10 protein-coding genes are annotated in these 12,213 nt (G+C 70.3%); 4 read left to right on the top strand and 6 right to left on the bottom strand.

What is annotated here, in order from left to right; all coding sequences use genetic code 11:
* Positions 1-56: 56 nt before the first annotated feature.
* The 4 genes from AC1DMN_RS16115 (at position 57) to AC1DMN_RS16100 (ending at position 4,894) form a co-directional block, all read left to right on the top strand.
* Complete coding sequence (locus AC1DMN_RS16115) at positions 57-926, top strand: amidohydrolase family protein (protein WP_477384583.1); 870 nt, start codon at positions 57-59, stop codon at positions 924-926.
* Between the two features lie 144 nt (positions 927-1,070).
* Positions 1,071-2,126 (top strand): iron ABC transporter substrate-binding protein, encoded by a 1,056-nt coding sequence (locus AC1DMN_RS16110; RefSeq protein ID WP_477230628.1) that lies wholly within the window; start codon positions 1,071-1,073, stop codon positions 2,124-2,126.
* 114 nt (positions 2,127-2,240) lie between these two features.
* A complete protein-coding gene (locus AC1DMN_RS16105; RefSeq protein WP_477384581.1) occupies positions 2,241-3,773 on the top strand; it encodes an ABC transporter permease in 1,533 nt (510 codons plus the stop codon).
* On the top strand, positions 3,770-4,894 hold the full coding sequence (locus AC1DMN_RS16100; protein WP_440732067.1) for an ABC transporter ATP-binding protein: 1,125 nt from the start codon (positions 3,770-3,772) through the stop codon (positions 4,892-4,894). The genes AC1DMN_RS16105 and AC1DMN_RS16100 overlap by 4 nt, the downstream gene beginning before the upstream one ends.
* A 73-nt stretch (positions 4,895-4,967) precedes the next feature.
* On the opposite strand, the gene ilvC is transcribed toward AC1DMN_RS16100, so the two are convergent.
* The 6 genes from ilvC to AC1DMN_RS16070 all read right to left on the bottom strand — a co-directional run.
* Positions 4,968-5,996, bottom strand: a complete 1,029-nt coding sequence (ilvC, locus tag AC1DMN_RS16095; protein ID WP_440732068.1) for a ketol-acid reductoisomerase — start codon at positions 5,994-5,996, stop codon at positions 4,968-4,970.
* Positions 5,997-6,086: 90 nt separating this feature from the next.
* Positions 6,087-6,596, bottom strand: coding sequence for an acetolactate synthase small subunit (gene ilvN / locus AC1DMN_RS16090; protein ID WP_440732069.1), 510 nt, complete (start codon positions 6,594-6,596; stop codon positions 6,087-6,089).
* A gap of 2 nt (positions 6,597-6,598) precedes the next feature.
* Entirely contained in the window at positions 6,599-8,401 is a 1,803-nt protein-coding gene (locus tag AC1DMN_RS16085) for an acetolactate synthase large subunit (RefSeq protein ID WP_440732070.1), read from the bottom strand.
* A 424-nt stretch (positions 8,402-8,825) separates the two neighbouring features.
* Positions 8,826-9,614 (bottom strand): trehalose-phosphatase, encoded by a 789-nt coding sequence (gene otsB / locus AC1DMN_RS16080; RefSeq protein ID WP_477384579.1) that lies wholly within the window; start codon positions 9,612-9,614, stop codon positions 8,826-8,828.
* Entirely contained in the window at positions 9,611-11,029 is a 1,419-nt protein-coding gene (locus AC1DMN_RS16075) for an alpha,alpha-trehalose-phosphate synthase (UDP-forming) (protein ID WP_477384577.1), read from the bottom strand. Before AC1DMN_RS16075 ends, otsB begins: the two co-directional genes overlap by 4 nt.
* 74 nt (positions 11,030-11,103) lie before the next feature.
* Positions 11,104-12,213 (bottom strand): MFS transporter (locus AC1DMN_RS16070; protein ID WP_477384575.1); only part of this gene is annotated, 1,110 nt, incomplete at its 5' end.

Genomic DNA, 12,213 nt, shown 5'->3' with positions numbered 1-12,213 from the left:
TCACGAACATCGGATGTCTGCGCCATAACGGCGTCGATCTGCGGAAGGATGTGCCCATGCGCGTAYTCGACTCCCATCTGCATCTGTGGGATCCATCCCGCCTCGACTACGAGTGGCTCGAGGGCTCCCTGGCACAGCGGTTCGCCGCGGAAGAGCTCGAGCACGCGGGCATCGACGGCGCCGAGCGCGCCGCGGCGATCTTCGTGCAGGCGGAGTGCGTCGAGAGGCAGTTCCTCGATGAGGTGCGCTGGGTAGCGGAGACTGCCGCGGCCACCGGCGTCGTCGGCATCGTGGCAGGTGCCCGGCTCGACCGCGGCGAGCAGACGGCTGTGCATCTCTCGGCCCTGACCGCACTCGACGGGGTGGTCGGAGTGCGGCACAACCTGCAGGACGAGCCGGACGGCACCGCGCGCAGCGACGCGTTCCGCACCGGTGCGGCGGCGCTGGCGACGCAGGGACTCCGCTTCGACGCGTGCGTGCGCGCTCATCAGCTCCCCGACGTCTCCGACCTCGCGGCGGCCGTGCCCGCACTGCCGATCGTGCTCGACCATCTCGGGAAGCCCGCGGTCGGCACAGCGGCGGATCCGCTCCGCCCTGCCGCGGCCTGGCTGAGCGATCTGAGGGACCTGGCGACGCATCCGCAGGTTTCCGTCAAGCTGTCGGGGCTGCCCGCCGAGGCCGGCGACTTCTGGAGCCCGGCGCAGGTGATCCCCTTCCTCGATGCGGCCGCCGAGGCGTTCGGATCCGACCGGTTGCTGTGGGGCAGCGACTGGCCCGTCTCCGCTGTCAACGGCGCGGCTGACGAGTATCGAGCCGAAAACCGCGACCTCTGGGCTCGGACCGTGGCGGACTGGGCCGGCGAGCGCGGCCTCGACGTCGACGCGATCTTCTGGGACAACTCCGCGCGGTTCTACGGCGTGGCCTGACCCGCTCCGCGCGGTTGCCCGCCGAGGGTTTCTGCGCCGATTCCGTGCCGTTCACAGGAAGGTCATCAGGTTGTTGGGTGAGGCTTGCCTTACCTATTATTGGATTCGCGACTCCCGCGCTTCTCCCTCCACGAAGGACACTCCGTGAACCGTTCCCTCCGACTGCTCTCCGCCGCCGCCGCGGCCTCCGCTGTCGCCCTCGCGCTCACCGCCTGCAGCGGCTCCCCGGCGCCGACCTCCAGCACGGGAGGAGGCGGCGGCGACCTCGCCGGTCAGACCATCACGATCTACAACGCGCAGCACGAGGAGCTCACGAAGTCGTGGACCGACGCGTTCACGAAGGCGACCGGCATCAAGGTGCAGGTGCGAAACGGCGACGACACCGAGATGTCGCAGCAGCTCATCCAGGAGGGCGATCGCTCCCCCGCCGACGTGTTCCTCACCGAGAACTCGCCGTCGATGTCGGCGGTCGAGAAGGCCGGCCTGTTCACCTCGCCGGGCGATGAGGCGCTCAAGAACGTCCCGACCGAGTACCGCCCGTCCTCCGGCAAGTGGGTGGGCATCGCCGCCCGCTCGACCGTGTTCGCGTACAACACGTCGAAGCTCACCGAGGCTCAGCTCCCGAAGTCGCTCATGGATCTCGCCGACCCGTCGTGGAAGGGCCGCTGGGCGGCCTCCCCGTCCGGCGCCGACTTCCAGGCCATCGTCTCGGCGCTCGTGCAGCTCAAGGGCGCCGACGCCGCCGAGGAGTGGCTGAAGGCCATGAAAACGAACTCCGTCGCCTACAAAGGCAACTCCACCGCGATGAAGGCCGTGAACGCCGGCGAGATCGACGGCGCCGTCATCTACCACTACTACTGGTTCGGCGACCAGGCCGAGACCGGTGAGAACTCGAAGAACGTGCAGCTGCACTACTTCAAGAACCAGGATCCGGGCGCGTTCGTCTCTGTGTCCGGCGGTGGCGTGCTGAAGTCGAGCAAGCACCAGGCCGCCGCGCAGAAGTTCCTCGCGTTCGTCACCGGTTCGGAGGGTCAGAAGATCCTGCAGACCGGCACCTCGTTCGAGTACCCGGTCGGATCCGGGGTGGCCGCCAACCCGAAGCTCGTCCCCCTCAAGGACCTGCAGGCGCCGACCATCGACCCGGCTACGCTGAACTCCAAGCAGGTCACCGATCTGATGACCCAGGCGGGCCTGCTCTAAGGCGCAGACATCACCACGACGACCACCTCCCGACGGGCGGCCGGAGCGCGACAGCTCCGGCCGCCCCGCGGCGTCTCCCGGGGGTCCTGGGTCGTCATCGCGGCGGGCGTCGTCGTGGCGGCGCTCTCGCTTCTGCCGCTGTTGTTCGTGGTGACGACCGCGGYGCAGATCGGCTGGGCCGAATCGGCCGCGCTCATCTTCCGGCCCCGCGTCGGCGAGCTGCTCACGAACACCGTGCTCCTCGTCGCGATCACCGTGCCGCTGTGCACCGTGATCGGGGTCGGCGGCGCCTGGCTCGTGGAGCGCACATCGCTCGCGGGCGCCGGTGCGTGGGGCGCGATGCTCGCGATGCCGCTGGCGATCCCCGCGTTTGTGAATTCGTACGCATGGGTCTCCGCGATCCCCTCGCTCGCGGGACTCGGATCCGGGGTGCTGCTGGCGACGCTGTCGTACTTCCCCCTCGTGTATCTGCCGGTGCGCGCGGCGCTGGCCCGACTCGATCCCGCTCTCGAGCAGGCCGCCGCGAGCCTCGGCCGCGGACCGGTGCGCGTGTTCTTCGGCACCGTGCTGCCACAGCTGCGGCTGGCGCTGCTCGGTGGGGCGCTGCTCGTCGGGCTCCATCTGCTGAGCGAGTACGGCGCGTTCGCGCTGATCCGATTCGACACCTTCACGACCGCGATCATGGATCAGTACCGGTCCACGTTCAACGGCTCCGCGGGCAGCATGCTCTCCGGCGTGCTGATGCTGCTGTGCTTCGCCCTGCTCCTGCTGGAGAGCCGGGCCCGAGGACGCGCCCGCTACGCACGGATCGGATCCGGTTCCGCGGCACCGCCCCGCCGGATCCGGCTGCGCGGATGGCAGCTCCCGGCGCAGGTCGCCCTGCTCGCACTCGGGATCGCCGCCCTCGGAGTGCCCGCCGTCGTGATCGGCGGATGGCTGGCCTACGGCGGTGCGGCGGTCTGGACGGCGCCCGATCTCGTGCCGACGCTGCTGCAGACCCTCGGTCTCGCTCTCGGCGGCGGCGTGGTCACGGTCCTCGCCGCGTTCCCCCTGTCCTGGCTCGCGGTGCGCCGACCCGGCGCGTTCAGCCGACTGCTGGAGCGCACGAACTACGTCACGAGCTCGATGCCGGGCATCGTGCTCGCGCTCGCGCTCGTCACCGTCTCGCTCTTCTTCGTGCCGGCGCTGTACCAGACCACCGCGCTGCTGCTCCTCGCGTACGCGCTGCTGTTCCTGCCCCGCGCACTGGTGCCGCTGCAGGCGGGCATCGCACAGGCGCCGCAGAGTCTGGAGGAGGCGGCGCAGGCTCTCGGGCGCCGCCCGCTGCGCGCGTTCATCGGAGTCACCCTGCGCCTGGTGGCCCCCGCCACGGCCGCTGCCCTGGCGATGGTGTTCCTCGCCGTGGCCGGGGAGCTCACCGCCACGCTGCTGCTCTCCCCGATCGGGGTGCAGACGCTGGCCACGCGGTTCTGGAGCCTGTCGAGCGAGATCGACTTCGCCGGCGCGGCGCCCTATGCGACGCTGCTGATCGTGCTCTCCGCCCCCATGACCTACCTGCTGTTCCGCCAGTCCACGGTGCTCTCCACCGCGGACGCATCGGCCGGCCGCTCCACGACATCCGCCCCCACGACCGCGGAGACCGCATGACCGCACACAATCTCGGATCCGTCGGCGCCGTGCCCTCCCCCGGCACGGGCCCACTGCCGACCGCGCACCTGCAGGTCGCCGGCGTCACCGCCTCCTACGGAGGCCATCGCGTGCTGCACGGCGTAGATCTCGCCGTGCAGACCGGCGGCATCACGGCCATCGTCGGCGCTTCGGGCTCGGGCAAGACCACCCTGCTGCGGATCATCGCCGGCTTCGAGCGCCCCGACGAGGGCGAGGTCGTGCTCGGCTCCGCCACGGTCGTCGGGCCCGGAACCTGGGTGCCCGTGCACCGCCGAGACATCGGCTACGTCACGCAGGACGGCGGGCTCTTCCCGCACCTGACGGTCGCGCGCAACATCTCCTTCGGGCTGGACGATCTCAGCCGAGCCGAACGGAACCGCCGGGTGGCCGAGCTGCTGGACCTCGTCTCGCTCCCGAGCGACGTCGCGGACCGGCGCCCCGATCAGCTCTCCGGAGGACAGCAGCAGCGCGTCGCGATCGCCCGGGCGCTTGCGCGCGAGCCCGAGCTGATGCTGTTGGACGAGCCGTTCTCCGCGCTCGACACCGGCCTGCGCGCCGCGACGCGCGAGGCGGTGGCGCGAATACTGACGGATGCCGGGACGACGACCATCCTCGTCACGCACGACCAGTCCGAAGCGCTGAGCTTCGCCGACCAGGTCGCCGTCATGCGCGACGGCCGCCTGGTGCAGACCGGGCATCCGTTCGTGGTGTACACGCGCCCCGTGGACCGCGGCGTGGCGGAGTTCCTCGGCGATGCGATCGTGCTGGATGCGTGGCTGGACGGGTCCCTCGCCTCCTGCGCGCTCGGCTATGTGCCGGTGCGCAACCCGCCGGCGCGAGGCCACGTGCAGCTGATGCTCCGGCCGGAGCAGGTGCAGCTCGTCGCCGACTCGCCCATCCGCGCGACCGTGGAGAAGGGCGTGTACTTCGGCGCGGAATCGTCGGTGCGGATCCACCTGGAGCCGCGCACCGACACCGATCCTCGGTTGTCCGCGGAACCGCCCACGATCACGATCCGGCACTGGAACGCGGCTCTGACCCGGCCCGGCCAGCGCATCGCCCTGCGTGTGGTCGGCGAGGGCGTGGCCTTCCCGGTGTAGCGCCGCGCCGTCGCTCGTGGACGAAGAGCGGGCGCCCCCCGAAAGGGACGCCCGCTCCGTATGGCTGGCGAGGTCAGCGCGCAGCGCTGCCCTCGACGTAGTCCTCGTCCTGCGACTTCCAAGCGAACAGAGCGCGCAGCTCCTTGCCGGTGGCCTCGATCGGGTGCCCCTGCTCCTTCTCGCGGAGGGCGAGGAACTCGACGGCACCGTTGTCCTGGTCTTCGATGAAGCGGGTCGCGAAGGCGCCGGACTGGATGTCCGCGAGGACCTCCTGCATGCGCTGCTTGACGCCGGCGTCGATGACGCGGGGGCCGGAGACGTAGTCACCGAACTCGGCGGTGTCGGAGATCGACCAGCGCTGCTTGGCGATGCCGCCCTCCCACATCAGGTCGACGATCAGCTTGAGCTCGTGCAGCACCTCGAAGTAGGCGATCTGCGGCTGGTAGCCCGCCTCGGTGAGCACCTCGAAGCCGGCCTGCACGAGGTGGCTCATGCCACCGCAGAGCACGGCCTGCTCGCCGAACAGGTCGGTCTCGGTCTCCTCGGTGAAGGTCGTCTTGATGACGCCGGCGCGGGTGCCGCCGATCGCCTTCGCGTAGGACAGCGCAGTCGCCCAGGCGGTGCCCGAGGCGTCGCGCTCGACGGCGATGATGTCCGGGATGCCGCGGCCGGCCACGAACTCGCGGCGCACGGTGTGGCCGGGGGCCTTCGGAGCGATCAGGATCACATCGACGCCCTCGGGCGCGTCGATGTAGCCGAAGCGGATGTTGAAGCCGTGCGCGAAGGCGAGGGTCTTGCCCGCGGTCAGGTTCGGCGCGATCGACTCGCTGTAGATGCCGCGCTGGTGCTGGTCCGGCGCGAGGATCATGATGAGGTCGGCCCACTGCGTCGCCTCGGCGACGGTCTTGACCGGGAAGCCGGCCTCGGTCGCCTTGGCGATCGAGTTCGAGCCCTCCTTGAGGGCGATCGCGACCTCGACGCCGCTGTCGCGCAGGTTCATCGCGTGCGCGTGGCCCTGCGAGCCGTAGCCGACGATCGCGACCTTCTTGTTCTGGATGATCGACAGGTCCGCGTCTGCGTCGTAGAAGATCTCGGTGCTCACTGTTGTTTTCTCCTTGTTGGGGTTCTGGATGCCGGGCCGCCCGCCTGCTTCGACACGCTCAGCAGTCGAGGGACCGGCCGTGGTTCTGTGTCAGCCGCGCAGCACGCGCTCGGTGATGCTCTTGCCGCCTCGGCCGATCGCGAGCAGGCCCGACTGGGCGAGCTCCTTGATGCCGAACGGCTCGAGCGCCCGCAGCAGTGCGTCGACCTTGCCCTTGTCGCCGGTGACCTCAACCACCAGCGCTTCGGGGGCGTAGTCCACGACGGACGCGCGGAAGAGGTTCACGACCTCCAGCACGTTCGAGCGGGTGTTGTTGTCGGTGCGCACCTTGACGAGCATGTGCTCGCGCTGCACGGACGCGTTCTGCTCCAGCTCGACGATCTTGATGACGTTGATCAGCTTGTTCAGCTGCTTGGTCACCTGCTCGAGCGGGAAGTCCTCGACGTCGACGACGACCGTGATCCGGGAGACCCCGGGAACCTCGGTCACGCCCACGGCGAGAGACTCGATGTTGAAGCCGCGGCGCGCGAACAGGCCGGCGACACGGGTCAGCAGACCCGGGGTGTCCTCCACCAGGAGGCTCAGCACATGCGTGGACATGATCAGTCCTCCTCGTCGAAGGCGGGCGCGTGGTCGCGCGCGTACTGGATGTAGCTGTTACTGACGCCCTGCGGCACCATCGGCCACACCATGGCATCCGCGCTGACGACGAAGTCGATCACGACGGGGCGATCGTTCGTCTCGAGCGCGAGCTTGATGGCGGCGTCGATCTCCTCCTCCTTCTCCACGCGGATCGCGAGGCAGCCGTAGGCCTCCGCGAGCTTGACGAAGTCTGGGATCCGGATCGTCCCGTGCCCGGTGTTCAGGTCGGTGTTCGAATGCCGGCCCTCGTAGAACAGCGTCTGCCACTGGCGGACCATGCCGAGGGAGGAGTTGTTGATGATCGCGACCTTGATCGGGATGTCGTTGATGACGCAGGTCGCAAGCTCCTGGTTGGTCATCTGGAAGCAGCCGTCGCCGTCGATCGCCCAGACCACGCGCTCGGGCTGGGCGACCTTGGCGCCCATGGCGGCCGGCACGGCGTAGCCCATGGTGCCGGCGCCGCCGGAGTTCAGCCAGGAGTTGGGGCGCTCGTACTTGATGAACTGCGCCGCCCACATCTGGTGCTGCCCTACGCCCGCGGCGTAGACCGCCTCAGGGCCGGTCAGCTCGCCGATCCGCTGGATCACGTGCTGCGGCGACATCAGGCCGTCCTCGGGCGGCGTGAAGCCGAGCGGGAACTCGGCGCGCAGACCGTCGAGGTACGCCCACCACTCCTCGATGTCGCCCTTGGCGCCGCCGGTGATGCCGCGGAACGCCACCTCCAGGTCGGTGATGACCTCGCGCACGCCGCCCACGATCGGCACGTCGGCCGTGCGGATCTTGGAGATCTCGGCGGGGTCGATGTCGACGTGCACGACCTTCGCGTTCGGGGCGAACAGCTCGGCCTTGCCGGTCACGCGGTCATCGAATCGCGTGCCGAGCGCGACCAGCAGGTCGGCCTCCTGCAGCGCCAGCACCGCGGGCACCGTGCCGTGCATGCCGGGCATACCGACGTGCTGCGGGTGCGAGTCGGGGAACGCGCCGCGCGCCATCAGCGTGGTGACGACGGGGGCGCCGGTGAGCTCGGCGAGCGCGAGCAGCTCCTCCGAGGCGCGGCCGCGGATGATGCCGCCGCCGACGTACAGCACGGGCTTCTTGGCCTCGGCCAGCAGCGTGGCCGCGGCCTGGATCTGCTTGCCGTGCGCCTTCGTCACCGGGCGGTACCCGGGCAGGTCGTACTTCGGCGGCCAGACGAACGGCGCCGTCGCCTTCTGCGCGTCCTTGGTGATGTCCACGAGCACGGGACCCGGACGACCGGTCGAGGCAATCTCGAACGCTGCCGCGATCGCACCGGGGATGTCCTCCGGGCGTTTGACGAGGATCGAGTGCTTCGTGATCGGCATCGTGATGCCGACGATGTCTGCCTCCTGGAACGCGTCCGTGCCCATCAGCGTGGAGAACACCTGGCCCGTGATCGCGACGATCGGGATCGAGTCCATGTACGCGTCGGCGATCGCCGTGACGAGGTTCGTCGCACCGGGGCCCGAGGTCGCGATGGTCACGCCGACCTTGCCGGAGGCGGTGGCGTAGCCCTCGGCGGCATGCCCGCCGCCCTGCTCGTGGCGGACCAGGATGTGCCGGAGCTCGGTCGAGCTCATCAGCGGGTCGTAGACCTCCATGATCGCACCGCCGGGGATGCCGAACACATCGGTGACCCCGAGCAGTTCGAGGGAGCGGACGACGGCCTGCGCGCCGGTGAGAACGGGTGCCGACGCCGGACGGGCGGGCGGACGAGGGACGGCTGGAGCGGTATCAGCGGTCATCTGGGTTCCTTGCGGTGGTGGACGATCGGCGGAAGCGGCGGGACAGAACCCCGCCACGGAGAACTCTCCGCCCCGGTCCGCTCGAGGCGGACCACAGGGGTCGGGAATGCTGGGCTGGAACGCCTCGGGTGCAGCGCGGAGAAGTCGGCTCTTCGTCGCGACGAACACCGTCGCGGTATGAGCCCGGCTCAGGCGTCCCGGCGCGTGAGCCGAGAGCGCGAGCCGCGATATCGACCCGAATCAGATCACCATCGCGCCCGACGGCCAGCAAGACCGCCGGAGCTCTGCGTCCGACCCGGGATCCGGTTGTGCCGATCACGTCTCGAACGTGCATCAAGCCTAACGCATGATCGGCCGTGCTCCTGCCGGCGCGGCGCGCGACGGACGGACGATCGGATCCGTGCTGCGCGCGCATGGAAGCAGTCTATTGCGCGGCCGCTCTGGCGTCCGCCAGGGCGTCGAGCAGCACGGCGAACGCCGCCGGATCCGCGACCCGCAGCGTCGCCGCCGTCTCGCCGGCGCCGATCCGCACGCCGAGGTCCGCGCCGCCGAGCGTGCGCATGCCGTCCTCGTCGGTGACGTCGTCACCGGCGAACAGCACGGCGGTGGCGCCGACGTGCTCGCGCAGCCGCGAGAGCGCCGCGTCCTTGCCCTCGTCGCGCCAGGAGTATTCGCGCAGATGGTGCCCGGTGCGCCGCCGCCAGGAGGGGATCCGCTCGGGCGCCCATTTCTCGACGCGCACGAAGGCCAGCTCCTCCTGCCCGGGCGCGGCCGAACGCGTGTGCACGCCGAACCCGAACGTCTTCGGCTCGTAGACGACGCCGTCGAGGTCTCCGATCAGTTCGCGCAGTTCGGCGATCACCTCGTCCCGGTCCCCCGGTTCGGTGGAGAGGTCGGTCTCCTCCCCYGTGTCGGGGAACCAGAACTGCGCACCGTGAGATSCGGCGAGCAGGATCCKGGATCCGTCCTCGTGCTCGGTGATCTCCCGCAGATCGTGCAGGCTSCGSCCCGACGCRTACGCGACGAATGTCTCCGGAAGGGCGGCGAGCCGGTTCACCGCGGCCACGGCCGCCGGCAACGCTCTCGCCGCCATCGGATCGACCACATGCGGCGAGACGGTGCCGTCGAAATCGAGCGCCACCAGCAGTCGCGGGGTGCGGGCGATCGCGGCGAGCGCGGGATCGGTCTCGGCAGCGGTCCAGTCGCGGGTCATCGTGCACTCCGTACGTTCTCGAGGGCCGCGAGGAACTCCCGCGACCAGGCGTTCACATCGTTCTCGAGCACCCGCTTGCGCAGGGCCCGCATGCGCCGGGACTGCTCCCGCGGCGGCATCTCCACAGCCTGCATGATCGCGTCCTTGAGCCCCTCGATGTCGTGCGGGTTCACGAGCACGRCCTGGCGCAGCTCATCGGCGGCACCGGTGAACTCGCTGAGCACCAGCACGCCGCGGTGATCCCCGCGGGTGGCGACGTACTCCTTCGCCACGAGGTTCATGCCGTCTCGGAGCGCCGTCACGAGCATCGCGTCCGCGGCGAGGTAGAGCGCTACCATCTCCTCCCGCGGGAACCCCTGGTGCAGGTAGCGGATCGCCGTGTGGTCCATGGTGTCGTGGTCGCCGTTGATGCGCGCCACGGCCAACTCGATCTCGTCGCGCAGCTGCACGTACGCGTCCACCCGCTCGCGGCTGGGGCTGGCAACCTGCACGAGGGTGACGTCCTCGACGGAGATCCGCCCGGCGTCCATCAGCTCCCCGAACGCCTTGATCCGGTGCCGGATCCCCTTGGTGTAGTCGAGCCGATCGACCCCGAGCAGGATCTTCTTCGGGCTGCCGAGGCCCTCGCGGATCTCCGCGGCACGGGCGCGCACATCGGGCCTGGCGGCGAGCTCGGTGTAGGGCGTGGTGTCGATCGAGATCGGGAAGGCACGGGCGACGGTGGTGCGGGGGCCGCCGTACGGCACGGACACGGTGGAGCCCTTGACGTCCAGCCGCAGCCGGCGGCGCACGGCGGCGAGGAAGTTCGTCGCGTCCTGCGCGCGCTGGAAGCCGACGACGTCGGCGCCCAGCAGACCCTGCAGCACCTGGTCCCGCCAGGGCAGCTGGGCGTAGAGCCCGTGCGCGGGGAACGGGATGTGGTGGAAGTAGCCGATCGTGACGTCGGCACGGCGCTCGCGCAGCATCGCGGGAACGAGCTGCAGCTGGTAGTCGTGCACCCATACCGTGCCGCCCTCGGCGACCGCGCTCGCGGCCCGCTCCGCGAACCGCCGGTTCACCCGCACGTACGCGTCCCACCACTCGCGGTGGTACTGCGGCGAGGAGATGACATCGTGGTAGAGCGGCCAGATCGTGTCGTTCGAGAACCCCTCGTAGTACTCCTCGACGTCCTGCGTCGAGAGCGCCACAGGCAGCAGCCGGATGCCGCCCTCGGTGAACGGCTTGAGGTCGAGGTCCGGCTGTCCGGCCCAGCCCACCCAGGCGCCGTCGACGGACTGCATGACGGGCTCGAGTGCGGCGACGAGACCGCCCGGCGAGCGGCGCCAGATCACCTCGCCGTCGGGGCCCGGAACACGGTCGACCGGCAGTCGGTTCGCGACGATCACGAACGAGGCGGTGGGTGTGGACGAAGTCATGGGAACGCTCCTCACGGCAGCGGCGGATGCCTCCTCCAGGCTAGTCACCCGATGCGCCCCGACGTCGTCCCGCGTCAGGAAGCGCTGCGTCCGCCCCGCGCCAGCACCGCGTTCACGAGGCCCGTGAGCAGCACCAGGCCCGCCGCGATCACCGGCAGCAGCAGGGACGCCTGCGCCCCCGAGGCGTCGGCGACCTGGCCCGTGACCACGGCGCCGGCGGCCTGCCCGACGATCATCGCGGATCCGAGCATCGTCATGACGGTGGCCGACCGATCGACGGGTCCGAATGCGGCGCCCAGGCTGAACTGGGTCACCAGAGTGGGACCGATCCCGCAGCCCATCACGGCCAGCGCGACGAGCATGGTCAGAGGGTCCCGCACCCAGAGCAGCATCAGGCTCCCCCCGAACAAGATGCCCGCGAACAGCAGCCAGCGAGCAGGCAGGGAGAACCGGGCGGGCAGCAATGCCACGCTGAGCGCCAGGATCGCGGATCCCACCCCGAGCGCTCCGTAGAGCAGCCCCGCCTCCTCCGGGCGCCCGTGCTCGGTCATGAACGCCGTGAGCGAGGTGAGCATCGCCCCGAAGAACACGCCGACGCCGAGCATGCCGGCCACGACGATGAGCAGCCGGGGCCGGAACAGCGCCGACACCCGCGACGTGGCGCGGCCGTCGGCGCCGCGCTGCGTCGACACATGAGCGGCGGTGGGGTGCAGGGCGAACGCTCCCACGAACACGAGGATGAGTGCGGCGGCGAGCACGAGCGGCATCCACGGAGCGATCGCGGTGGCCAGCACACCGACCAGGAACGGCCCGAACACGAACACCGTCTCGTCGGCCGCGGACTCGTACGACATCGTCGACGATGTCGTACGCGCTCTCCGCTCGGCCGGGACGCGCTCGGCGATGATCGTGACCAGCCGCGACCGCGACATCGGAGAGACCTGCGGAGCGGTGGCGCCGATCGCGAACGCGCTGAGCAGCACGAACGGCTCGGCGGCGGACGAGTAGACGACCAACGTGAACACCACGAGGGCCGCGGCGTTGGCGACAGCGACGACGGCGAGCACGATCCGCTGACCACGGCGATCGGCAGCGGCGCCCAGCAGCGGACCGAAGCACGCGCTGCCGATGCCGACCGCAGCCGAGGTGAGCCCGCCGAGAGCCACCGAGCCGCGGGCTGCGAC

It is taken from the genome of Microbacterium sp. 01T413_2 (assembly GCF_056398985.1).
Note: the sequence above shows the minus strand (reverse complement) of the source record. Positions and strands in the feature narration are given on the sequence as shown.